Annotated in this window: 17 protein-coding genes, 1 tRNA gene and 1 CRISPR repeat array; of the genes, 8 read left to right on the plus strand and 10 right to left on the minus strand. The window is 56.8% G+C overall.

Annotation, left to right across the window (positions count from 1 at the left end; genetic code table 11):
* Positions 1-209: 209 nt before the first annotated feature.
* The 3 genes from HZB29_05680 to glgP are packed head-to-tail and all read right to left on the minus strand — an operon-like array spanning position 210 to position 7,032.
* Entirely contained in the window at positions 210-2,201 is a 1,992-nt protein-coding gene (locus tag HZB29_05680) for a glycosyltransferase (GenBank protein MBI5815083.1), read from the minus strand.
* The gene (locus HZB29_05685; GenBank protein MBI5815084.1) at positions 2,185-4,461 is read right to left on the minus strand and encodes a glycosyltransferase; all 2,277 of its coding nucleotides are present in this window, start codon (positions 4,459-4,461) and stop codon (positions 2,185-2,187) included. The genes HZB29_05680 and HZB29_05685 overlap by 17 nt, the downstream gene beginning before the upstream one ends.
* A gap of 15 nt (positions 4,462-4,476) precedes the next feature.
* Positions 4,477-7,032: an alpha-glucan family phosphorylase gene (glgP, locus tag HZB29_05690; protein MBI5815085.1), complete on the minus strand. Its 2,556-nt coding sequence runs from the start codon at positions 7,030-7,032 to the stop codon at positions 4,477-4,479.
* A gap of 293 nt (positions 7,033-7,325) precedes the next feature.
* Here glgP and cas9 point away from each other — a divergent pair, with 293 nt between their 5' ends.
* From cas9 to cas2, 3 genes are read left to right on the plus strand one after another with little or no spacing between them, the layout of a single operon-like run.
* A complete protein-coding gene (cas9, locus tag HZB29_05695; GenBank protein MBI5815086.1) occupies positions 7,326-10,295 on the plus strand; it encodes a type II CRISPR RNA-guided endonuclease Cas9 in 2,970 nt (989 codons plus the stop codon).
* Positions 10,288-11,169: a type II CRISPR-associated endonuclease Cas1 gene (gene cas1 / locus HZB29_05700; protein MBI5815087.1), complete on the plus strand. Its 882-nt coding sequence runs from the start codon at positions 10,288-10,290 to the stop codon at positions 11,167-11,169. Before cas9 ends, cas1 begins: the two co-directional genes overlap by 8 nt.
* Positions 11,170-11,189: 20 nt before the next feature.
* Positions 11,190-11,495: a CRISPR-associated endonuclease Cas2 gene (gene cas2, locus HZB29_05705; protein ID MBI5815088.1), complete on the plus strand. Its 306-nt coding sequence runs from the start codon at positions 11,190-11,192 to the stop codon at positions 11,493-11,495.
* 49 nt (positions 11,496-11,544) lie between these two features.
* A CRISPR array of direct repeats spans positions 11,545-12,176; the repeat unit is 36 nt; unit sequence ATTATATCAGATAGGAGCCTGCGCGGAATCCACAAC.
* Positions 12,177-12,270: 94 nt separating this feature from the next.
* On the opposite strand, the gene HZB29_05710 is transcribed toward cas2, so the two are convergent.
* Together HZB29_05710 and HZB29_05715 are read right to left on the minus strand one after the other, a co-directional pair.
* Positions 12,271-13,797 carry an Rne/Rng family ribonuclease gene (locus HZB29_05710; GenBank protein ID MBI5815089.1) on the minus strand — a complete coding sequence of 509 codons (1,527 nt, stop codon included), beginning with the start codon at positions 13,795-13,797 and terminating at the stop codon, positions 12,271-12,273.
* Positions 13,798-13,971: 174 nt separating this feature from the next.
* On the minus strand, positions 13,972-14,643 hold the full coding sequence (locus tag HZB29_05715; protein ID MBI5815090.1) for a hypothetical protein: 672 nt from the start codon (positions 14,641-14,643) through the stop codon (positions 13,972-13,974).
* A 621-nt stretch (positions 14,644-15,264) separates the two neighbouring features.
* Between HZB29_05715 and HZB29_05720 the strand changes: the two genes are divergently transcribed.
* The 3 genes from HZB29_05720 (at position 15,265) to HZB29_05730 (ending at position 17,686) form a co-directional block, all read left to right on the plus strand.
* Complete coding sequence (locus HZB29_05720) at positions 15,265-16,389, plus strand: 8-amino-7-oxononanoate synthase (protein MBI5815091.1); 1,125 nt, start codon at positions 15,265-15,267, stop codon at positions 16,387-16,389.
* Between the two features lie 15 nt (positions 16,390-16,404).
* A complete protein-coding gene (locus HZB29_05725) occupies positions 16,405-17,400 on the plus strand; it encodes a response regulator (protein MBI5815092.1) in 996 nt (331 codons plus the stop codon).
* A 64-nt stretch (positions 17,401-17,464) separates the two neighbouring features.
* Positions 17,465-17,686 (plus strand): YgiT-type zinc finger protein, encoded by a 222-nt coding sequence (locus HZB29_05730; protein ID MBI5815093.1) that lies wholly within the window; start codon positions 17,465-17,467, stop codon positions 17,684-17,686.
* A 28-nt stretch (positions 17,687-17,714) separates the two neighbouring features.
* Here the strand turns inward: HZB29_05730 and HZB29_05735 are convergent, their stop codons facing one another.
* Both HZB29_05735 and rnc read right to left on the minus strand, forming a co-directional pair.
* The gene (locus tag HZB29_05735) at positions 17,715-18,362 is read right to left on the minus strand and encodes a radical SAM protein (GenBank protein MBI5815094.1); all 648 of its coding nucleotides are present in this window, start codon (positions 18,360-18,362) and stop codon (positions 17,715-17,717) included.
* Positions 18,349-19,116 (minus strand): ribonuclease III, encoded by a 768-nt coding sequence (gene rnc, locus HZB29_05740; GenBank protein MBI5815095.1) that lies wholly within the window; start codon positions 19,114-19,116, stop codon positions 18,349-18,351. Before rnc ends, HZB29_05735 begins: the two co-directional genes overlap by 14 nt.
* Before the next feature lie 123 nt (positions 19,117-19,239).
* Between rnc and HZB29_05745 the strand changes: the two genes are divergently transcribed.
* Positions 19,240-19,776: a hypothetical protein gene (locus tag HZB29_05745; GenBank protein ID MBI5815096.1), complete on the plus strand. Its 537-nt coding sequence runs from the start codon at positions 19,240-19,242 to the stop codon at positions 19,774-19,776.
* A gap of 8 nt (positions 19,777-19,784) precedes the next feature.
* Here the strand turns inward: HZB29_05745 and HZB29_05750 are convergent.
* Positions 19,785-19,877: transfer RNA gene (locus HZB29_05750), tRNA-Ser, on the minus strand.
* A gap of 130 nt (positions 19,878-20,007) precedes the next feature.
* Between HZB29_05750 and HZB29_05755 the strand changes: the two genes are divergently transcribed.
* Entirely contained in the window at positions 20,008-21,783 is a 1,776-nt protein-coding gene (locus HZB29_05755) for a hypothetical protein (GenBank protein ID MBI5815097.1), read from the plus strand.
* Here HZB29_05755 and HZB29_05760 read toward each other — a convergent pair.
* Together HZB29_05760 and HZB29_05765 are read right to left on the minus strand one after the other, a co-directional pair.
* A complete protein-coding gene (locus HZB29_05760; protein MBI5815098.1) occupies positions 21,751-22,956 on the minus strand; it encodes an ABC transporter permease in 1,206 nt (401 codons plus the stop codon). The two genes, HZB29_05755 and HZB29_05760, sit on opposite strands and share 33 nt — an antisense overlap.
* On the minus strand, positions 22,953-23,924 hold the full coding sequence (locus HZB29_05765) for an ROK family protein (protein MBI5815099.1): 972 nt from the start codon (positions 23,922-23,924) through the stop codon (positions 22,953-22,955). Before HZB29_05765 ends, HZB29_05760 begins: the two co-directional genes overlap by 4 nt.
* Positions 23,925-24,020: the final 96 nt, after the last annotated feature.

A 24,020-nucleotide genomic window follows, 5' to 3' on the forward strand; every position in this document is an offset into this window, starting at 1 on the left:
ATGGCACGCTCAATCCCTTCCACTTGAGAAAAGAATTTGAAAAAATACTCAGGAGGCTTTTTAATGAGTTATGGGCCAATGAACCATGAGGCGAAAATCCACGCCCCCTTCGGTTACCTTTTCCCGTGAGGCAACGCGAGCAAAGGGCGCGCTGGGTATCGGGGGGGCGCCGCGTTGGTCTTTGGGCATGCAGATTGACTTGCCCCAATTCAACTATTGAGGTTTTCCATCACGCGCACTATCTCGTCCACCCGGTGGGCGTATGTGTGCCGCGCCAGCGCCGCCCGCCGCCCGGCCTCCGCGATCTGTTGAAGTTCCCGCGGATGCGAAAGGTAATGCAGCGCCTTGCCGGCGATGTTCCCGTCATTGTAGATAACAAGATGTTCCCCGTTGCGGAAAAAATCGGTGAGCCCGTCCGCGTGATCGGTCAAAAGCAGGCTGCCTGAGCACATGGCCTCGAACACGCGCATGTTCAGGTCGTTCTTGATGGCGTTGTTGAACACGATGCGGCACGAGCAGAAAAAGTCCGCCATTTCCCGCATGAAAAACCGCTCGTAACGCACGTCCACTTTTTCGGCCAGCGTTTGAAGGAGCGCCACACGCCTTGGGTCGCCCATCGAGCCGACGAAGCCCACGTCGTATTTCTTGTCCATCCCGCGCATGCCATGGATATCAGGATCGCATGCAAGGGGGAGCCAGAACACGTTTGCGATTCCCCGTTTTTTAAATTCGGGAATGTACGCCCGTTGGGCGAGGAACACGGCGTCAAAATCTTTCGCCGCCTCGATGTGCCGCGCCATGTGCAGGTGGGTGTCGATAAAATACGCCGCCTTGGGAATATGGAGCTTGCCAAGGCCGGCGGGTGATTTCCCAAGCCCCGTCTCCACCCACAGAAAAAAGTCCGGATTCATATCGTCCGGCAGCCGTTCGAGCATGAATTCGGCGTCAACTGTCAGGTCCGGCGTGTGGATGTCGTGGATTCCGGCTTCTTCCTTGAGTCCGTGAAGGTCCCACGCGCGTATTATGTCCGGGGTGAGCCTGGCTCCCACGGTGAGGATGTTGTGCTTTGCGCCGAGAGCCCTGTGAAGGTAACTGGCGGCGGTGACAGGATAGGATGTGTAGGAGAGGATGATGTTTTTCCCCTCCGGGTTTGGCCTTTTGAACACCGCTTTGTCACGGCCAGCCACAATGATGTCTTCCACGTATTTGGGGCTTCCCGGGTGGCATTCCACCGCACGCGCAATCGCCGTCTCCCACTTTTCCAGGAACGCGCCGATGGGGAAAAGCCGCTCCACGGTCCGCCGCCCCTCCGCCCCCATGGCCCGCGCAAGCTCCGGACCGTCCAAAAGCTTCATCACCTTCGTCCGCAACTGTCCGGCGTCATGGCCGGTGAATCCGTCCACCCCGTCGGTTATCGGGGATGTGGGATTGGCAAGCGACACCACCGGCATCCCCGTGGCCATCGCTTCGAGCATAACTAAATTATACCCATCCTCCCATCTGGGGGTGGTGGTGTTGAGCAGCGCCCTGTTTGCCCGGTAGGCGGCCTTCAGCTCCTCCCATCCCTTTGACACGGACGCGCCGGGGATGTCCGGATTCATCCCCATGACCACGCCTGGCAGGCCGGCCATCGTCTCTTCGGCCAGCGTGTAGCCGGTCATAAGGTCGCGCAGTTTCATGTTGTTCCCCACGCGTAGCGCGCGCCGGATTTCCCCTGTATATCCGCCATACAAAGAGGTGTCCACCCCCGGCAGGATGATGTCCCCGGCAAGGCCCCAGTCGTTACGCTTGCTGGCCGATATGAACACGCAATATATGTTGGAAACAAGCTGGCGGACGCTTTCACGATATGCCGGGGCGATGTCCAGCTTGCCGCCAAGCTGCGCCTCGGTGGAGAGCCTGTTGTGGAACACAAGAATCTTCGGCAGGTTGAAGGGCTGCGCCATCACGATGTCCTTGACGTTGTGGGCCAGCATAAGGCCGTAATACCCTGGCGCGGCCAGGCGCTCTTTGGCCACGGCGGCGGACACGAGCTTTACGTTGGAGGGAATGGGGCGCATGGTTTCGTCCCACGATCCCATTGGAGCCCCTTCAAGGTTTGGCGGGGCCACCTCGAATTCGTGATTCAGCCGCGCGAGCAGCGAAAGATACGGGGTGTGCCAGTTGAAGGTGAGGATTTTCATGTCATGCGCCCTGTTCATCGTACTTGACGGCCAGGGAGTCCAGAATCGTCCGCAGCCGCTGTTTGAGCCCGAACCGCTCTGCCACGGCCTTCATCCCGTTTCCCGCTATCCGCTTTGCGCGCGAGGCGTCTGAATTCAATTCGCCAATGAGTGAGCGCGCCTGGGCCGGATCATCATAAAAAAGAATTTCCTCACCTTCGCGGAAAGCTTCCTTCATCCCGGCGGTCCTATTTGAAACGACAACGGCGCCTTGCGCCATGGCGAGTATGGCGGTCGGATAAACTCCGTCGGCGTAATTTAAGGGGACATGGACAAGCGCGATGGAGCAGGGGGGACAATGCCCCCCTTCAGAGGTGACCTCGGCGCATTTGACTGCGCCCTCGCCAAGGCTTTCCGCGATGGATTGCAGATTTCTTGCCGCCCCCTCCTCCGCCACGGCGCAAACAATCCGCCCGGTGTTTATCCCCATGCCGGAAAGGTCTGCGGCGGCGGCGGCTTTGTGCAAATCCTCAAGTGCGCCTAAGCTTCCCGCCTCCAAAGCGGCCAGCAGCTTTCCAATCCTCCTTATTGCGCCGAACACACGGTTTTTATCCTCCACGCCGGCGCTTTTGGACATAAGGGAGGCGCGCCATTTGTTCATCATTTCCGCATAGGCGCTTTGCCCGGAAGGCGGAGACAGAGCGTAAATTTCTACAGAAGTGGCGGGCTGGCCCGCTATTTTGTCCACCGAGGCGGGAAGGTACGTTCCCCGGCTTTTAATCTGGGTGAACACCGGCACATCATCGAGTCCGGATTCCTTTGCTGGCCTATCGTCAACCCCGGCCGGTCCGCCATCCCATACCGCCACCTTCAAGCCCAGCCTGCGCAGGGCTCTGGCCGCGGGCGGATTGAACCGGTCCATCAAAACGGTTTTTGCCCCCCCCTCGCGGAGCGCTTTTTCCACCTGCCAGTCCACTTTTCCATCGCCGGTCAACGGGACTGTCAATGGCTTGCAGCCCAAGTCCAATAGCGCCCGTCTCCACGATCTTGCGCGGGGGGTGTTGTCCATAAGCGCAATATGTGGCATGGATGCGTCCGCGTGGCTCGCCTCGTCCATATCCTCAAACGGAAACGGACGCAGGGCGTATGGATCAATTTCCAGCGCCGCTTCGGGATTTAATTCCTTTAGTTTTTTGAACGCCGCCGCCGCTATGTCTTCAAGCCCGGCGTCCAGGGCCATCTGGCCCCTTTTCGCCACTTGCAACCCAAGCCACCGGCCAAGCGCGGCGGCATAGTCGAAAGATGCGGCCATTCCGGGCGCGACTTTCTGCAGGATCGCATAAAACGACCACTTGTTCATGCAGGTCCCGGCGCTGACGATCCGTAGCCCCTCTATATGTGACGCCATCTGCGCGAACGAGTTCTTTGTGAAAGCTGTCTTATGGGTCGCGTCCGCGCTCATGGTGTCAAACTCGTCGTCATCGGGAAGCACTATGCCTATAAGCCCGCCGGGCTTTAATACGCGCCGCCATTCACGGAGCGCGGCGAGCGGGTCGCCGTAATGCTCCAGGTTGTGCCGGGCGATCACATAGTCCAACTCGCCATCCGCGAACATTGGAAGGTGATCTCCGGAAGCGGTCACGTCCGCCTGCGATATTCGCCCCTTCTGGCTTGCCACGTCCCCTTTTTCGCCGGGAGGGATAAGGTCCACCCCGATGGCGTCCGGATGGGTCTTCGCCGAGCCGCACCCCACATCTATCCCTTTCCCGGAAACGATGGGGAGCATGAACTCCGCTTCGGGATTTAAATGCTTGTGCGAGTTTTTTATCATGGACGCCGCCAGGTTCATCACATAAAGCGCGTCCTGGTGGTTAACGTTGACGCGGGTGGCCTCGTACCATTCCATGAAAGCTTCGGAGAAAAGGCCCATCTGGTAGTTGGCCATTCCGTAGAGGAACCACATTTCGCCGTAGCCGGGGAACCTTATTACGCCCCTTTGGAAATGCCGGGCCGCCTCGTGGTACAGGCGCATGGCGAAAAGGATCTTGCCCCGGGCGTAGTCCGGCTCGAATGACGCGGTGTCATCCACCGTGGCCAGCGTGTCCCACGCACTCCGGTAATCGCCGTTCATGGCCGATTCGGCGGCGCGGCGAATAAGGTCCGCCTGTGCCGGGTCCATATTCTCTGGCAGCACAGGGACGTCGGAAAAGTCCACCGGCATGGAACAGAACTGGTTTACCAGTCCTTCCAGAGCCGCCGGGGCCTCCGCCAGGCTTACGGTGATATCCTCAGCGGACAATTACGTCCATCTCCTTTAGCCCCAGATCACGTAGCCGGGCTCCACCCTGTCGAAAAGGTCCGGATGGTTTGGCGTGACCCTTATGGAAAAGCCGTGCCGGCCGCTTTCCGTGAGCGGTATAGCCCCCTTGAATATGGCCCTGTCGCCGTCCATTGTTGAAAAGGTCATCGGCGCGGGTTTTCCCTGTGAAAGCCCGCTGGTGGAGTCCAGCATGCCGAAATACAGCTCGGCCCGCAGGCTTTCCGGGGTCAGCCCGCCCAGCTTTATAAATGCGTTCACCTCCAGCATCTGCCCCACGCGGAAATCCGCTCCCCCTTCCATCCGCACCTCGTCCACGGCCACCCCGCCCCATTTTTCCCCCAGCGTTTTCTTCCACTTGGCAAGGTCCTTTAGGCGTTTGCGCTCGTCCTTTTTAAGGGTCTGCGACCGGGTGGCGCACGGCAGATAGAAATAGGTGGTGTAATTGCGAACCATCCTGTTGGTGTTGAACACGGTGTTCAGTTTGGACATGGACGATTTCATCATCTTTATCCATCCGCGCGGCATGTCGTCCTTCCCCCGGTCGTAGTACAGGGGGACCATTTCCTTCTCCAGAAGGTCGTAAAGCTCGCGCGATTCGATGAAGTCCTGCTCCGTGTGGTCGGCGTATTCCTTGCCGCCGCCGATGGCCCATCCGGTGTCCACCGCGTATCCTTCGCACCACCAGCCGTCCAGCACAGACATGTTCAGCGCGCCGTTGGCGGACGCTTTCATGCCCGAGGTGCCGGAGGCCTCCATGGGCCTGCGCGGATTGTTCAGCCACACGTCCACCCCCTGCACAAGGTAGCGGGCCACGTTTATGTCGTAGTTCTCTATGAACACGATATGGTTGCGCAGATCTTCGTCCCGCGCCCAGTGGATGATGTTCTTGATCAGGTTCTTTCCTTCGTTGTCGCGCGGATGGGCCTTCCCGGCGATCACGAACTGGACAGGCCTGTCCTTCACGCAAAGGATGCTCTTGAGCCGTACTATGTCCATGAAAAGCAGGTTCGCCCTTTTGTACGTTGCGAACCGGCGGGCAAAACCGATGGTAAGAGCGTCCGGGCGCAAGACCTCCTCGGCGAACCGTATCTCGCCCGCCGGGGCTCCGCGCTTGATGAGCTGGTTTTTCAGCCGTTCACGGGCGAATCCCACAAGCCGCTCCCGCCTGCGCTCGTGCGTGCGCCAGAGTTCCGCGTCCGGAATGTCCGCAATCCTGCTCCACACCGCGTCGTTGGCCGGCTCGTGCACCCAGTGGTGCCCCAGGTACCTGTCGAAAAGCCCCCACATGTCGTCGGAAAGCCACGAACGTATGTGAACGCCGTTTGTGATGGCCCGCACAGGCACGTCATGGGTGTCCAGCCCCTTGTAAATTCCCTGCCACATGCGCTTGGACACCTGGCTGTGCAGTTCCGAAACGCCGTTGGTGAACGCCGAAAGCCTTATCGCCAGCACCGTCATGCAAAACGGCTCCTGCTCGTTGTTGCTGTCCTGCCGGCCAAGAGCCAGGAACATTTTCTGGTCCAGCCCCAGGGTGCGGATGTAATCGCCGAAATATTCGAGCACAAGCTCCCGGCTGAACATGTCGTTGCCGGCGGGGACGGGGGTGTGCGTGGTGAACACGGAGGAGGCTATCACTTCCTCCTTCGCCTCGTCGAAGGAAAGCCCGTCGTCAACCATCAGGTGGCGGATGCGTTCCAGCGCCATGAAGGCGGAGTGCCCCTCGTTCATGTGATACACCGCCGGGGTGATGCCGATTGCCCGCAGCGCCAGCATCCCGCCCATGCCGAGCATTATCTCCTGCTCCATGCGCATCCTGATGTCGCCGCCGTAAAGCTGGTATGTGATGGAGCGGTCCGCATCGCGGTTTTCCGGAAGGTTGGTGTCCAGCAGGAACAGGGGAGTGCGGCCGGCCTGGGCGCGCCATATGCGGGCGGTCACCATCCTGCCGGGGTATTGCACCTGTATCCTGATCTCGTTTCCCTTGTCGTCCCGTTCGGGGAAGATGGGCATGGTGTAAAAGTCGTTCTCCGGATATTCCTCCCGCTGCCACCCGTCCGGGTTGAGGTACTGGTGGAAATATCCCTGCTGATACATAAGGCCCACCCCGATTATCGGCAGGCCTATGTCCGACGCGGCCTTAAGATGGTCACCGGCCAGGATGCCAAGGCCGCCGGAGTATATCGGCACCGATTCGGTTATCCCGAACTCCGCGGAGAAATACGCCACGCGGATATCGCCCACACGGGCCTGATGGGTCTTCTGGAACCAGAAGGAGGACTCCATATAGTTGTTCAGATCGTAAAGCACCCGGTCCATATGGGTGGTGAACCCGTCGTCCTCCGCCAGTTGGTCCAGGCGCGACTGGCTGATAAGCCCAAGGAGCTTCACGGGATTATGGTTGGTCTCTATCCAAAGCTTGGTGTCCAGCCTGCCCCAAAGGTTCACCGCGTCCGGGTGCCACGCCCACCACAGGTTTTTTGCCAGTCCCTCCAGCGGCCGCAGCCGCTCCGGCAGGGACGGGTGGATCATGTATTCTTTTATTTTACGCATAGACCAGCATCTCCCCTTAACGCGTTATCCCTCAATGGCGCAACCTGCGGAGGCTTTCCCCCGCGCCGTGTACCAGTATATAACAACAAAGGCTTGGGCAATAATTAGATTTGGGGGGGAGAAACAAAAAAAGACCGCCCATTGCTGGACGGCCCAAGGTTTACCCCGTGAAGGGGTAAGCCTGCGAAGTAAACTTCTTGTTATGAATTCCGCGCAGGCTCCTATCTGATGAGTTGGAGTATAATAAATCACTTTTCCAAATGCAATGATTTTCTTACAGGCAGGGGGCGGGCATGAAAATATTGGGGCTGGACATAGGGACAAATTCCATAGGGTGGGCGGTCATCGAACGGGATGACGAAAAACAGGACGACGTGGCCGGAAACGGAAAAATACTTGGCTCAGGGGCAAGAGTGTTCACCGCCCCGGTGGAAGACAAGACCGAAGCGCCAAAGAATCAGGAACGCAGGGCGAAACGGGGGGCGCGGAAAATCCTTGCGCGGCGCCGGATGCGGATGCTAAGCCTTGCTAACGTTCTTATTTCAGCGGGGATGTTGCCAGCATACTTCCTTGATAACGAAGCAGAGCGGTTAAAGCTTTGCAACTCCATAAATCCTTATCAGGCTCGCACGGACGGTCTGGAAAGGATGCTTTCCCTTCACGAGTTTGGCCGCGCTTTATTTCACATGAACAAAAGACGCGGTTTTAAAAGCAACCGCAAGGCCGACAGGAAAGAAAAGGACAAAGACAAAAGCAAGGTTCTGGGCGCGATCAAGGAACTTTCGAAAAAGATAGGCGGGGACACTCTTGGCCAATATCTCTACTCACAAAATGGCGGGATATCCATCCGCAAGCAATACACCCACCGCGACATGTATGAAACTGAGTTTGATAAACTTTGGGCCGTGCAATCCGCCCATCATTCCGCGCTGACGCAAGACCTTAAAGTAAAAATCCACCGGGCGCTTTTCTTCCAGAGGCCGCTCAAGTCGCAGAAAAACCTTGTGGGATTTTGCGATCTGGAGAAAAAATTATGGAAGACGCCTGAAGGGCGCTTTATAGACAAAGGCCCGCGCCGCGCCGCCAAGTCCCACCCAATGGCACAGAGAATCAGAACCTTGCAGGACATCACCAACCTTAAAATCAACGGCGCTCCTCTTAACGAAACGCAACGCAAGGACATCATAGTTGCCATTGACGGGAAGGAAAAGCTGACTTGGGCGCAGGTTAAAAAAGTTGCGGGACTGCATAAGGAGACAAAGCTAAACCTGGAAGAAACCGGTAAAAAGCACATTCCTAGCGATTATACATCTTTCAATATTGCAAGAGCCCTGGGCGGCAAATGGGGTGCTCTGGACGAAGCAAAGCGGGAATGTTTATATACCGACCTTGCGACAATTGAAAACGAAGCGGCGTTAATCAAACGCCTTACCGGGGCTTGGAGCTTTTCAAAGGAAGAGGCGGAAGTTCTTGCCAAAGTGGAGTTGGAAGATGGTTACGCCGCCCATTCTTTAAAAGCCATCAAAAAGCTGTTACCACATATGGAAGCCGGACTCACCTATCCAGAAGCCAAAATCAAGGCGGGCTACGGCGCTGTGAGCGGCGCCAGTGGTGGACTTGGCCAACTTCCCGAACCGCCGCAAATGCGAAATCCTGTTGTCCAAAAAGCGTTGTATGAAACCCGCAAGGTAGTAAACGCCATCATCCGGAAATTTGGTAAGCCTGACATCATCCGGGTGGAACTGGCGCGGGACGCCAAACAACCCAAGAAGGTGAAAGATGATCGGTTAAAGCAAATACGTGATCGAGAGGAGGAGAACGAAACTATAAATAACGATCTTAAGAATGAATTCGGTGTAGCCAAGCCGACAAGGGAGGATAGGGAAAAGTACCGCCTTTGGATTGAGTGCAATCAAACCAGTCCCTATTCAGGTAAAACCATAGGCAAGCAGGAACTATTCGCAGCCGATGTTCAGGTGGAGCATATTCTCCCATGGCAGCGTTCACTCGATAATTCCTACATGAACAAGACGCTATGTTTCCACACGGAAAATCTGGGAAAAGGGGACAAAACACCTTTTGAAGCATGGGGTCACTACGAACAGAAATGGGGCGAAATTGAAACGAGAATCCAAAACTTTCCGCCTTCGAAACGCCGACGGTTCTACATGACCGAAATCCCCGATGGCTTTCTGGACAGCCAGTTGACTGACACGCGATATATCACAAAGGAAGTGTGCGCCTATTTAAAAACAACCGGGGTGCGTGTTGATACGAACAAGGGGCTTTTCACCGCATGGCTAAGGGGTGAATGGGGCCTTTATGATATTTTGCCCAGGCGCAATTACGATCTGAAAGCCGGCAAGGACCGCTCCGACCACCGCCATCACGCTCTGGACGCAATAGTCATTGCCCTAACCGGCCCATGGCAGGTTCATGTGATGAGCAGGGCTACATCACGCGGTGATGGACGGATGCGTTACTCAAACTTTCCGGCCCCTTGGCCCAACTTCCGCGATGACGTTAAGACCGCCATTGACGAAATCATCGTCTCCCACCGCGCCACACGCAAGATTCGCGGGGCGCTTCATGAAGAAACTTCGTATGGGGCGACATCGGAAAAAGGTGTTTTCGTCCGGCGAAAGGCGATAGAGAGCATGACACCCGGTGAAGCGGAGCGGATCAGGGATGCGCGCATCAAGGATATGGTTCAAAAACGGATTGAGGAGCATGGAGGTGATTATAAAGCCGCGCTCAAAACCGAATTTGTCATCGGCAAGAATCCGGTAAAAAAGGCGAGGATCACCGTCAACATGGGCGTGGACACTGTTTTCCCCATCAAAGACGAAACTGGCAAGGCTTACAGGTATGTGACATATGGCAACAACCACCATATCGAGATCGTCAAGAATCTGAAAACCGGAAAACATGAAGGGGTTGTTGTTACCACCATGGAGGCCGCCCGGCGCGCCCGAATTGGGAAGCTGGCCATTATCCAGCGCGATCACGGGGCGGATTATGAGTTTGTGATGTCCCTTTCCATCAATGAGATGGTGAAGATACCGGTGGATGGAGGGTTTGAGTATTATAGGGTGCAACTTCTAAACCAAACATCAAAGCAAATCACGTTAAGAAAACATACCTCTGCGGATATAACAGATAACTCAACAAGGCTCATGCCTGTCCCTAGCTCATTACTAGGAACTGGAGCGCAAAAGGTAATTATCTCCCCCATTGGCGATGTTTTTCCAGCACATGATTAAACGGACGGTCGAAATATCATCGGGGGCGGCGCATCTTTCCCTGCGGCTAAAACAGCTTGCGGTAAAAAGAGATGGCGAGGATGAAGTGACCGTGCCGCTGGAGGATCTGGGGATCCTCGTTATCAGCCACCCCCATGTCTCCATCACCAACGCCTTGCTGGCGGAATGCGCGGCTCAAAACATTGTTGTTATATTTTGCGACGGTAAACACATGCCCGGTGGGGCCATGCTCCCCTTTAGCGGCCACACCACCCAGGCGGAGACCATGGAGGCGCAGATAGCCGCCAGCCAACCGGTGAAAAAGCGGATATGGCAGTCCATCATCGAGGCAAAAATCGCGGGCCAAGCCAAAGCGCTGGAGGCGTGTAGTGGCAAAGGAAAAGCGCTTTTCGAAATGGCCAAAAAGGTTAAGTCCGGCGACACGGAAAACATGGAGGCCCGCGCCGCCCAATATTATTGGCCCAGGCTTTTCGGAAAAGATTTCCGGCGGGACAGGGAAGGTGGCCCTCCCAACTCCATCCTCAACTATGGTTACGCCATCGTCCGCGCCTCCGTGGCGCGCTCCCTCGTTGGGGCCGGGCTACATCCTTCGTTGGGCGTCCAACACCGCAACCGATACAACACTTTTCGTTTGGCCGACGACGCGATGGAGCCGCTCCGCCCGATAGTGGACATGAAAGCTTACGCGCTATGGAAAGAAAACCCTGAGGTGGATGTGGAAAAGGAGACAAAACGGGTGATGCTGGAGATATTGGCCATGGATTTGGCGTTCAATGGCGGCAAGGAGCCATTCATGGAGGCGATGGCACATTACGCCGCGTCTTTGCGGCGCGCCATCGCCGATGGCGAAACGCTTGCGATACCGGAATGGTAAGCTTTGGAGGGTTCCGCTCCATGTGGATTGTTCTGATGTTCGATCTGCCAGTGGTGGAGCCGGAGGAACGCAAGGCGGCCAACAGGTTCCGCAAGGACTTAAAACTTTGCGGATTCACCATGATGCAATTGTCCGTATATACACGGCACGCCGCCAGCGACGAAAATGCCCAGATTCACTTAAAAAAGGTGAAGGGATTTTTGCCGGACAAAGGGGAGGTGCGGTCACTAATGATCACCGACAAGCAGTTTGAGCGGATGCAGGTTTTCTATGGAAAAATGCGCAAACCGGCGGAACGCGCCCCGGCCCAGCTGGAGTTTTTATGAACTGAAGGCTCTAATAGGCCCTGCAAAACCAACCGGTTCCGCAGAGCCTATTATATCAGATAGGAGCCTGCGCGGAATCCACAACGATGGCAGCCGAGGGGAAAGCACATCAAAGATTATATCAGATAGGAGCCTGCGCGGAATCCACAACGCTCAGCACCGCCGCAAGTTTTTTGCCGTCATTATATCAGATAGGAGCCTGCGCGGAATCCACAACGCCTATCGGTATCAGCCATTTTATACCTCTAATTATATCAGATAGGAGCCTGCGCGGAATCCACAACGCGGATACAACCTGTCCGGAGACATGAACTATTATATCAGATAGGAGCCTGCGCGGAATCCACAACCGCCTCGTTATGATCCCAATCGTATTCCATATTATATCAGATAGGAGCCTGCGCGGAATCCACAACGCAAGGTCTGCCAGTTCAATGCACAGCATATATTATATCAGATAGGAGCCTGCGCGGAATCCACAACTATTTGCCGGATTTTCCAGAAATTGCTGGAATTATATCAGATAGGAGCCTGCGCGGAATCCACAACGTGATATCGCGGTGATATCATCTTGTTCCAATTATATCAGATAGGAGCCTGCGCGGAATCCACAACCGTATCGTATGACTGATCTGGATGGGCCGAATTATATCAGATAGGAGCCTGCGCGGAATCCACAACGACCCGTTAAAAATAAATTACAAAATGCCATGCTGCGCCTGTTTCATAGGCACAGCATGGCATTTTGTAAAACATTGAACATGAAAAAAACAAACTACACCGCCTTCACTTCAAATCTTTCCTGGTGCAGCTTGGCGTCGGGATTTATCACTATCTCCACATCAAGCTCTTCTTCCATGTGGTCCAAGTGGGCGCTTTCTTCCTCGAACAGAAGTTCCGCGACTCCGGGCGACACTTCGCATATTATCTTCTTCTCCCCGCCGGGCGCATGGGAGGCCACGCGGCGTATCTCCCGGTACAGCTCGTACAGCACCGTGAGGGTGGACTTCACCACCCCGCGCCCGTCGCAATAGGGGCATACTGTGGTCAACGTCCGCGAAAGCGAATCGCGCACCCGTTTTCGGGTCATCTCCACAAGCCCAAGCTCGGATATTTTCAGGATGTTCGTGCGCGACCTGTCCCCCCGCAGCGCCTGGTTGAGCGCGGAATAGACCTTTTCCTTGCTCTCTTCCCGCTCCATGTCTATAAAGTCTATTATGATAAGCCCCCCCAGGTTGCGAAGCCTAAGCTGATAGACGATTTCCTTCACAGCCTCCAGGTTGGTCTTTAATATCGTCTCTTCCTGGTTGTGCTTGCCGACGAACTTGCCGGTGTTCACGTCTATGGCGGTGAGCGCCTCGGTCTGGTCTATCACGATATACCCGCCCGACTTTAGCCACACGCGCCGGCCCAGGGCGCGCTCTATTTCTATCTCTATCCCGTGCGCGTCGAATATCGGTTCGGCGGCGGTGTACTGCTCTATCGCCCCGCTTATCTCCGGCAGGTACGACTCGCAGAAGGCCACCGCCCGTTCGAACTCGTCCCGGTCGTCTATCACCACGCTTGTCACGTCCTTGTTGAAAAGGTCGCGGATGGAGCGCTGGATGATGTTCAGGTCGTGGTACAAAAGGCTGGGGGTGGGGGCTGTCTCGTATTTTGATGTGATGGAGGCCCACAACTTGTCCAAAAACTCGATGTCGTGGGCCAGGTCCGCCTCGTCCCGCCCCTCGGCGGCTGTGCGTATGATGTACCCGGAGCTGTTTTTCTTCAGCCGCCGCACGATGTCGCGCAACCGTTTTTTCTCCGCGTCCCCCTCTATCCTGCGGGACACGCCCACCTGCCCCGTCCCCGGCATGAACACAAGGTAACGGCCCGGGATGGTGACATAGCAGGTGATCCTGGCCCCCTTGGCGCCCATGGGGTTTTTGGACACCTGCACCATAAGTTCGCTTCCTTCGCGCAGGATGTCCTCGATTTTCGGCGCCCCATGGTCGTTGGGGGCTCCTTCCATTTCCACCTCTTCGTCGTGCGGCGCCCCCCCCTCGCCGCCGGCCATATAGCCGGATACGCCGCCGGATGGTTTGCCTATGTCCGAAACGTAAAGGAAACCGGCCCGAGGCAAACCCACGTCAACAAAGGCAACCTGTATTCCCGGCAGCACTTTTGTGACCTTCCCTTTATAGATGTTGCCGACGATCCCCTGTTCGGCCTTGCGCTCGATGAAAAGTTCCGTGAGCAGCCGGTTTTCAAGCAGGGCGACCCTGCTTTCCGACGATGTGATGTTGCAGATGATTTTCGACACGGCCCCGCCAGGTGATAATAGTATTAAAAAATCAAGGAATTATAGCATATGTGGGGATGCAATGAAGTGATTGGACGTGGTTTGACACTGACGAGATAAAACAAAGCCGCCCGGCGGGGAAACAATCCCGCCGGACGGCAAGATCAAAACACAAAACGCACGGTCATCGCAGTATCAAGTTGCCGTGAATATCACAGTGCAATCGGCTGTGATGGGGCCTGTGGTGTAGGTACCCTCGCCAAACATTTGGTTAATCGGCACAGTCCAATCGCCTGCGGGACATGTACCACCGACTATCTGCCCTGGAAAGCCAGACACAACAAACGATATTGTTGATCCGGAGGCCACCGGCTGGGCAGTGTTTGGGTTGGAAACAGCCCCCAATAAAGCGCTCGGGGTCACCGTGTATTGCGCAGAGGTTACCGTCGGTGGCGGATATACGCAGCTGCCGTCGTTCACGATGTTGTGGTAGTCGTAGTTGAGCGCCGCCGGATCAGCGCACCCCGAATATTGGCAAATCCCGGGGGGACCATATACCGTGGCGCTGGGATCGTAGTTTTCAGCGTGATAATCGGTGCATCCCATTATATCCGGGGGAGTGGCGTCCACCGCCGCTGAAGATGAATCCGACTCATTGCCGTCCCCGTCCACGCCGGTGACAACGTAATCATAGGCGCCTCCATTGTGGGCGTTCTCGCACGAGGTCGCGGTAACATGGCCGCACACCAGGGTACCGTCCACCTTGGCCGAGTTGCGGGCTGTGGCGGCCTGGGCGTAAACGTTATAACTTGCGGCGCCCGGCGCCACGGTCCAGCTTATTACATCCGACGCTTCCCCGCGGACCACCGTAACTTCCGTTGGGGCGGAGGCTGATGAGGCCGTGGAGCCGGCTGTATTGGAATATCCGCCGCCGCAGGCCGTGAGAGTAGCGCCGATCAGGAAACAAATTGAGATAGCGGCAAATACTCGGCCGCGTAAAGTTCTTTCCATATTATAAGTAGTCCCCCATATATTGAATAACAGCCACTTGCTGGTCCTTCGGAAAGATAGCGGAGAATCCCCCGGCAACACCTGAAATAGTACCCAGATTGAACTGTCTTATATTGTCGGATATGTCGAGTTGTGAGATATGGACTAAAACATATGCGAAAAGGATTTTTTTATTACTTTGGGGCAACTTGATAACTGCTTCGATATGAAAAGTTATGATTAGTAAATGTAACGATTTAGCTGCAGGATGGTTTTAAGCCGGGTATGCCAAGGGAGGAGCGAATTAATAGGCGAGTATAATCGTTTCCCGATCAACGGGGTGTTTGGGCGCCGTGTCCTTATATAGGCCGGAGTCCCACCTGCAAGATGCTGGCGCCGCAATAAAATATTTCTCCTCTCTCCCGCCATATCCCATAAACTTGTGCGATGAATTCTTTATTTGAAAACGAGCTTCAAAAAGCCAGGGATAGCGGGCTTATGCGGTCGTTTAAGACCGTCGTCAATTCCACCGGCAGGACGGCGGTGATAAACGGCCGGGAAGTTTTGATGTTCGGCTCAAACGATTACCTTGGTTTGTCGCGCCATCCGGAGGTGGTCAAAGCTGTGGCCGGACACGTTGAAAAACACGGTTTTGGCGCCGGTTCCTCGCGCCTTGTATGCGGCAATACCGCCGCCCACGAAGAGTTTGAAAGCCAGATCGCCGCTTATCTCGGTAAACCGGCGGCCCTCACTTTCAACTCCGGCTATTCGGCCAACGTGGGGACGCTCACGGCATTGCTGGGCAAAGGTGATGTGGTGTTCGCCGACAGGTTGTGCCACGCCAGCATTCTGGACGGAATCCGCTGGTCAGGCGCCAAACTTGTCCGGTTTGTCCATAACGATGCAGATTCACTCCGGAGCCTGATGCTAAAACATGGTTCGAGGCGAGGCAAAAGCCTGGTTGTCACCGAAGGGGTATTTTCCATGGACGGTGACAAGGGGCGGTTGCTGGAAATCGGCCGCGTGGCAAAGGAGCATGGCGCCATATACATGGTGGACGACGCGCACGGGGTGGGAGTGTTCGGCCCGGATGGGCGAGGAACCATACACGAAGCGGGGGCGGCAGAACTTGTTGATATCCATATAATTACCCTTGGTAAAGCATTCGGGGGGACTGGCGGGGTGGTGGCCGGATCGAAAAGTTTGATTGACGGGCTTGTCAATTTTTCCCGCTCGTTCGTTTATTCCACCGGTATTCCACCAGCGGCGGCGGTGGGCGCAATGGCGGCCTTGAATGTAATAAAAAGTGACGAAGGCAAAAAACTGAGAAGTAAAATTATGACAAACATGGAAAAAGTAGTTTACTGCTTTAAAAATGCGTGTTATATTTCAGTGAGTTGCGCGTCGCAGATTATTCCTGTGCCGTGGGTGGACGATAAAGATCTGGCAAGCGCGGGGGATCGCCTGCTGGAACTGGGCGTTTTTGCCCCCGCCATACGGCCGCCGACGGTGCCCAAAGGGACGGGCCGGTTCCGCGTGTCCATCACGTCGGACCATACGGAACAGGACATTGCGAAAGCGGCGTCGGCGTTTGGCCGGATATTGACAGGGCAGGGGGATTAGGAAGGGATAGAGGTAGTGGCAAAACCGAAGGACAAGACCAGGATTCTCGTAGCCGATTCGCACGAAACAAGCCAGCATGTCATAACCATCATGCTACACAAAATGGGGTATGAGAACATCTTCGAAGCGTCCAACAAGGCCCAGGCGGAAGCCATAATCAAACAGAACATACGCAGCAACGCCGGTATGTCCGGCCTTTTGGGGGGCGCCGCCCCGAAGGAAGTGTGCGACCTGGATCTATTGATACTCGACGCGGACCTTGCGCCGGACGGCGGGTTGCCGTTTTTAAAGGCGCTGCGGACGAGGTTCAAGCCGGACCAGCTTTGCGTCCTTTTCACCGCCATGAAGGGGAAAGAGAGCATTTTCCAGATAGCCGGCCCCGCGGGGGCCAACGACTTTATCGTCAAACCGTTTTCAAAAGACATACTATCCATAAAGCTCGAAGTTCTGTTGGGGAGCGACAGGCCGCCGGTCATAAAATCCTTCAGCCTTGGGGCGCCCGCTCCCGCGAAAAAAGCGCTTCCCGCGCCGCCGCCGCCCAAACCCAACGGAGAAGTGGGGGCTGCGTTCCCCTTTGCCGCGGAGAAGCCCGAACCCGCCGCGCCGGTGGCCCAGGTGGCCATGCCGGCCACGGTGGAGCCGAGAATGGCCGCAAAGCCCGCTTCCGCCCCCGCGGCCGCGTCCAGAGGGACCGGCGGCGTGGCGTTCCACGGAAGGCGCGTGGCGCAGGGCCCGGCCTACACCACCGACGGCCCCCCCACGGCGGAGCTTGTGGACGGGCATATAAACGGCCATTATCACGAGCAGGTGAACGTGATCGGCGGCGGCCAGAACTGCTATTGGGCGCGGGAGACCAAGGACGGCGACAAGGTGCGGGTGGAATATCTATCCGCCAAAGGGACCGCCACAGGCATGGAGGCCAAGGTGGTCAGCCGTGAACAATTCATGTACACGTTCGTCCTGTGCCGGCAAGACAACTGCCCGATCATGAAGAGATTGGCGGGGGGGTGAGGGGGATTACAATTTCCGTGGTCAGCGACCACGGGGAAGCATCTTTTTTAACAAATTGTGCGCTATGAACTGCCAGACATGCGGCGCTTCGATGGAGCGGCAGGTGACGGATCTTCCTTTCAAAACCGGCAATCAATCTATCGTCATTTTAAAAGGCCTGCCAGTCCTGCAATGCGGCAATTGCCGCGAATACATCATTGAAGATTCCGTAATGGAAAAAGTTGAAGCTATTTTGACCAAGGCGAACGCAACAGCGGAATTGGAAATAGTAAGATACGCGGCGTGAGGGATGAATTGAACAATATATCTCCCACCTAAACCCCTCTCCTGTCTTTCCCCCAGATTATCTTGTGCAACTGCGGGTTCAGCCTTGCCGCCAGTTTCGATTCGATGAGCCACATGGCCAGGTCCTCCATCTCCACCATTCCCCAGGCGGCGGAGAATAACACCGCCGTCTGATTGCACAGCCGCCGTTCGCGGCATATCGCCACCGCCCAGTTAAAATCGTCCCTGGACGTGACGACGAATTTCACCTCGTCGGCGGTGGTGAGCCTTTTGAAATTGACCTCGTTGAACGTCCCCTCAGACTTGGAGCCGGGGGTCTTTATGTCCACCACGCAGCTGGCAACGGTGTTCACTTCGCCGATGTCCACCGTGCCGTTTGTCTCCACCATCACCTCAAACCCCTCCGCCGCCAGCTTTTTCACAAGCGCCACGCAGCCGGGCTGGATCAGCGGCTCCCCTCCGGTGACTTCCACCAGGTCCACCCCGAACGCTTTCACTTGCTCAACGATCTGCCCCATCGTCATCGGCTCCCCTTTGCCACGGGCTGCGTATTCGGAGTCGCAATAGGCGCATCTGATGTTGCACCCGGCCAGCCGGACGAAGACGCAGGGGCGGCCTATCTGGCTGGACTCTCCCTGGATGGAGACGAATATCTCCGATACGTTAAGGGAGTTCATCAGCGGGGGCGGCCGGCTGCTCCGCCGGAGCGGCGGCGGCCAGCATTTCACAGGTTTTGCGCGCGGCGGTCTGTTCCGCCTCTTTTTTCGTCCTGCCCGACCCGTCGCCATACGGGGTGTTCGCGATCCAGACCTGCACCTTGAACATCTTGTCATGGTCCGGCCCGGACTCCTCCATCACCCGATATTGCGGCGGCGCAGGGACGCTTTTCAGCTGTTTTTGCAGCAAGCCTTTGTAGTCCACCTCGGGCTTGAGCTCCGCCGCCTCGTCTATGGCCGCCTTTATCACCCCCAGGGTGACGTGATATGTGGTGTCAAAAGACGAGTCCAGGTATATGGCCGCGATGAGCGCCTCGAAAGCGTTGGCCAGAAGCGAGTTTTTCTCCCGCCCCCCCGTGCTGTCCTCCCCCTTGCCAAGCAACAGGCATTTGCCCAGTTCCACGTTCCGGGCGAACCTTGCCAGCGATCCTTCGTTGACCACCTGGGAGCGTATCTTGGAAAGGTCCCCCTCCCGCAGCTGCTGCCCCTGGAAGAAAAGGTAGCGCGACACGATAAGGTCCAGCGCCGAGTCGCCCAAAAACTCCAGCCGCTCGTTGTCCTTTATCTTAAGCTGGCGTTCATTGGCGAAGGAGCGGTGGGTGAGGGACTTTACCAGCAGGGACTGGTCGCGGAACTGGTAATTGATGGCTATCTGAAGTTTTGCCAGCGCCTCGTCTGTCCCGCCGCCCGGTTTCGTTGAAAGAGTGTTGTCCAAGTTTGCCTTTCAAATCACGTTGCATCATTTTATTCGCCAAGGCAATTTCATAGCAAGGGGTATGCTAGAATAAATTCCGCCGCCCAGGACGGCATGGCCCGAACCGAAGAGGAATCAAAAAACATGAAAAGAAGTAAAATCGCCGCCATAGCGCTATGTCTGTCCGCCATAATCACAGGCTGCGCTTCCGGCGGCTCTGGTTCAAAAGGGGACAGCGGGAAAACTTCCACGCTCCACTCCGATGGGACAAGGAACCGCACTTACACCGCCCGGACGATCCTGTTCTCCACCGGCCCCACGCCCGTGGCCCAGGAACGCAAGTTCACGGGAGACCTGGAGATAAACGTGAAGGGGGGCATCCGAAGCTATAAATTCAGGAACGACTTTGGCGGTGACGCGAAGGCCAACACCACCGTGATGGTGGCCATATCCGGCGGCGGCGCCGGATTTTCTGTGCAGGACGGAGCCGGGGCGAAACTTACCGAGCAGACCAACGGCAAGGCCTATGGCATGGCGGTGCTTTTTCAGAACAAATCCAACACCGGGACGAACCAGATAAAATGGTTTTTCGGCGAGACGCTCATATCAAGCGTGATAGAGGGATACTCGCAGGACGGGACGATGGTCTATTCAGAAGTGACCGCTTATATAGTCCAATAGCCAGTAAATGGCGGAGAGAGAGGGATTCGAACCCTCGGTAAGGTTTTACCCCTACACACGCTTAGCAGGCGTGCACCTTCGGCCAACTCGGTCATCTCTCCTGCGGCCATGCAGTCAGTTATTATAACATCAGCGGCGGAATGGTAAAATACCCGTCAGCCGATTTTAATTGACTGCGCTTTCAAACGATTCAGAAGAATACAATCAATCAAAATGCATAGCCGGTCAAGTATGATCCGTCCTGGCGGGATGGCTGTGGTCTGTCTTTCCCTGATGGCGGTTGCGGTCCCGTGCCTGCCGTTGATCCCCTTCGATGGAATAATGTGGGATTTCTGGCAGGAATGGGGGCCGTTCCATCTGCTTGTCACCGACTATTTCTCGGAAACTTTCCGCCAGCGTATGGAATTCCCCGTCTGGCTCAACACGGAGCGTTTCGCGGGAATGGCCCATCCGGTGTTTTATGGGACCTTGCTGTATCCGGTCCTGGGCGCCATCGGATCGGCCACTGGCGGCGCCGTGGCGATAAGGCTGCTGGCGGGGGCGGTGTTCATGGCGCAGTTCGCGCTTGTGGCCTCGGCTGTGGCGCGGCTTGGTGGGGGCAGATTCATGGGATTCACTGCCGCCTGCCTTGTGATCTGGGCCGCATACCCGCTCACAAACCTGTATAACCGCTCGGCGGTGACGGAGTTTTTCGGAACGGCTTTTTTCACATGCGCCATATCCGCCTGGTTTTTGTTCATCAAGTCGGGCCAATGGCGATGGCTGAACCTGGCGGTCTTCTTTTTCGCGGCCATGGCCGGCGCCCATCCCATCACATCTTTGTTTGCGGCGTCCGTTTTCTGGTGGGTGTTCATTTTAAGCTTTCTTCCTCCTTCGAACCTTCCGTTTTTCCGGGGCCTTTGGAAAGCGGCCGGCTCCGCTCTGGCCTGCATCCTATGCCTTGCGCCGTGGCTTTACGCGGTGCATGACCTGGGGGGCGCGCTGGACATCGCGAACAGGGAATCGCTGATCTACTATTTCACGTTTGACTCGCTCAAAAGCAGGCTGATGCCTTTTCCGTTCGACGCGCGCTCGATATCCGGCGCGGTCAATGCGATCCGTGTCCCGCACTGGGACACGCAGTTGAACGTTCCCCTGCTTGGTCTTTTCGCGGCCACCGCCGTGTTCGCCTTCCGGTCGAGCCGCCGTGAAAAATGGACGTCGCTTTCAATCGTTTCAAGCGTCAGCATGCTCAGTTTCGCGTTTTTCCTGTGGATTTCGGTGAATCCGCATTCGCAGTCGTTCACGCCGGACGTGTTCAATATGGTCCAGTACGCCTCCCGCCTGGTCTCTTTTCAGAACGTATCGCTGCTTTGCGGATTTTTCTTTTTGCTTTTCCTGGCGAACGGGTCACAACCGGCGGAAGCGGAACTAAAAGCCGATGCGCCGTCAAATTGGCCTGGCGTTTCGCTCATGATCTTCTTGCTGGCCGTTTCCGCCGCGGGCATGGCCGTCAAGCTATCGCACGCGATGGAGATCATGGCAGCGCCGCAATCCCGGGCAACCGGCGAGGATATCGTCCAGGCCAGCCTGCTGTATCCGATAGATTACACCACGCCGAGTTTGTACCGGAAATTGACGGACGGTGAGGCGGCCGGGATGAAAAAATCCACATTCAATGTCAAAACGGATCGCTCATTCGGGGAACTGGAAAACGTGGCGTTGACGCTCGACAGGCCCGGATGGGTGATGACCAACCTGGTTCCATTCCCCTGGAACACGATTTATGTGGATGGCAGGCCGGTTGCCGCCGGGGATTTGCGGACAAGGGACTGGCGGCTTGTTTTCATGGCCCCGGCCGGAAACCATATAATCAGCGCCGGTTTTTCGCCTCCAACGGTGTGGACATTAATGCGCCGCATCGCCGTCCCCCTGTTTTTCGCATGGGGCGCCGTCTCGGTGGCGAGCCTGTTTATCTTCCGTAAAACCGCCAACTCACTCCCTGCGCAAAGCGTCCACAGGGTTTAACTTCGCCGCTTTCCACGCCGGGTACCAGCCGAAGAACACCCCCACAAACAGCGCCACCGAATAGGCGGTGATCACGGACTTTGGGGACACGAACGTTTTCCATTCGGTGAAGCTTGCGATGGCAAAGGCCGCCACAGCCCCCAGCAAAATGCCGATCACACCCCCCACGCTCGACAGCACCGCCGATTCCACAAGGAACTGTTTCATGATGTCCATCCGCCGCGCCCCCAGCGCCTTGCGAAGCCCGATCTCTTTGGTCCGCTCCGTGACGGTGACGAGCATGATGTTCATTATCCCGATCCCCCCCACCAAAAGCGATATGGCCGCGATACCGCCTAATAGCAGGGTCATCGTCCGGGTGATCTCCTCCATGGACTTTAATATCTCAAGTTGGGTGCGCACGTGGAAATCGTCCTCCGCCCCTTTGCGTATCTTGTGGGACTTGCGCAGGATGTTGATGACCATTTCCTTGCCATAGTCGAGCGCGTCCTCGCTGTCGAGCGCAATGGATATTTCCTGCAGGTGCTTTCCGCCGAATAGCCTCTGCTGGAACGAGGTGATGGGGACAAGCGCCTGGTCGTCCGCGTTCCACCATCCCACTTCCCCCTTTTCCGCCAGCACGGCCACCACGAGGAAATTGATGTTGTTGATCTTCACATACCGGCCAAGTGGATCCTTTCCGGCGAAAAGCTTTTTAACAACCTCCGTGCCAAGCGCCACAACCCGCCGCGCCCCGGATATGTCCGCCGTGTTGAAAAACCGCCCCTCCTCCACGGAGAACGAACGGACGAAAAGGTATTCCGGGCTGACCCCTATGATGCTGGTGCTTGTGTTCTGGGAGCCGAACTTCACCTGCGCCTGCTTGGAGCTGGAGGGTGCGATGGCCACCGCGTGGGGGACGTATCTTTTTATCAGCGCCGCGTCGTCCATCAAAAGCGTCTCCGCCGGGGCTCGGCGCACGTGCCGCTGTTCAAGCAGGCCGGGGCGGATTATCAAAAGGTTCGTCCCAAGATTCTGTATGTTGCGGATGACGCTCTGCTTGGCCCCTTCGCCCATGGACACCATCGCCACCACCGCCGCCACGCCGATGACCACCCCGAGCATGGTGAGAAGCGACCGGGTGAGCGCCCCCTTAAGCTCCCGGAAGGCCACCCGCATGATTATCCAGATCATCGCAGGCTCTCCATGGCGCCGATGGCGATGGCCGCAGCCCCAATTATCCCGGCGTCATCCCCAAGGCTGGCGTTTACGATTTCTATCCCGCTCCCGGCGATGGTGTATGCGCGTCTTGCGGCGCTGTTGCGTATGGAATTTTCCATCACAGGCAGCGCCCCGGCCATCCCGCCGCCGATCACGAACCGGGTGACGCCAAGCACAAGCGCCCCGGCGGCCAGCGCGAATCCAAGGCACTCGCCCGCCTCTTCGAGCATCTCCCGGCAAAGCGGATCGTTTTCAAAGGCGCCTTTGGCGACAAGGGCGGCGTCTATCATGGAAGCGTCCCCGCCGGACGCTTTTTGCAGCCATGCGGCCGCAGGTTCGTTGAACCGCTCCCTTGCGGTGGCGGCAACGCCGCTGGCGGAGGCGTACGCTTCCACGCACCCGTTATTGCCGCATCCGCATTTGCGGCCATCGGGCCGTGCGGTGATATGCCCCATCTCCCCGGCCATGCCGGAGGGGCCGCGCCACACCTTGCCATTGAGCACCACTCCGCTTCCAACCCCTGTGCCAAGGGTGAACATTATATAGTCGCGCCACCCTTTGGCTGCGCCGGCAAATCCCTCGCCGAAAGCGGCGGCGTTGGCGTCGTTCTCAAGCTCCACGGGAACTTTGAGGGCGGCGGCCAAATCGTTTGTTAAAGGCGCGTCCCGCCAGTCCGGAAAATTCGGGGAGCGGGTGACCACACCGCGCGTAAAATCTATCGCCCCCGGCGCGGCAATCCCCACGGCGGCCAGTGTGCCTGATGTATGCGATGCGGCGGAACGGACGGATTCTACAATGCGCTCCAGCACCGCCTTGTATCCATCCGCCGCGCCGGTCTCAATCTTTACCCGGCTTAAAATCGCGCCGTCAAAGGAAACGGATGCAGTGCGGATATTGGTCCCCCCCAGGTCTATCCCCGCCACATAATCATTTTTTCCCATGGAACCATGATACCTTCCCGCCGCCCCCTTGCCCACCCGGTTTTACATGCCGGCGCAAGAGCGCGTTTTTCTGGAGGGTCTTCGCGGGAATGGGCG

The sequence above is a fragment of the Nitrospinota bacterium genome (assembly GCA_016235255.1).
Taxonomy (GTDB): Bacteria; Nitrospinota_A; UBA7883; order UBA7883; family JACRLM01; genus JACRLM01.

Excerpts from the sequence above, each read along its gene's own strand:
- cas9 (MBI5815086.1), top strand. The coding sequence starts at position 7,326 with ATGAAAATATTGGGGCTGGACATAGGGACAAATTCCATAGGGTGGGCG.
- HZB29_05730 (MBI5815093.1), top strand. The coding sequence starts at position 17,465 with ATGAACTGCCAGACATGCGGCGCTTCGATGGAGCGGCAGGTGACGGAT.
- HZB29_05760 (MBI5815098.1), bottom strand. The coding sequence starts at position 22,956 with ATGATCTGGATAATCATGCGGGTGGCCTTCCGGGAGCTTAAGGGGGCG.
- HZB29_05720 (MBI5815091.1), top strand. The coding sequence starts at position 15,265 with ATGCGGTCGTTTAAGACCGTCGTCAATTCCACCGGCAGGACGGCGGTG.
- glgP (MBI5815085.1), bottom strand. The coding sequence starts at position 7,032 with ATGCGTAAAATAAAAGAATACATGATCCACCCGTCCCTGCCGGAGCGG.
- HZB29_05745 (MBI5815096.1), top strand. The coding sequence starts at position 19,240 with ATGAAAAGAAGTAAAATCGCCGCCATAGCGCTATGTCTGTCCGCCATA.
- HZB29_05755 (MBI5815097.1), top strand. The coding sequence starts at position 20,008 with ATGATCCGTCCTGGCGGGATGGCTGTGGTCTGTCTTTCCCTGATGGCG.
- HZB29_05680 (MBI5815083.1), bottom strand. The coding sequence starts at position 2,201 with ATGAACAGGGCGCATGACATGAAAATCCTCACCTTCAACTGGCACACC.
- HZB29_05765 (MBI5815099.1), bottom strand. The coding sequence starts at position 23,924 with ATGGGAAAAAATGATTATGTGGCGGGGATAGACCTGGGGGGGACCAAT.
- cas2 (MBI5815088.1), top strand. The coding sequence starts at position 11,190 with ATGTGGATTGTTCTGATGTTCGATCTGCCAGTGGTGGAGCCGGAGGAA.
- HZB29_05735 (MBI5815094.1), bottom strand. The coding sequence starts at position 18,362 with ATGAACTCCCTTAACGTATCGGAGATATTCGTCTCCATCCAGGGAGAG.
- cas1 (MBI5815087.1), top strand. The coding sequence starts at position 10,288 with ATGATTAAACGGACGGTCGAAATATCATCGGGGGCGGCGCATCTTTCC.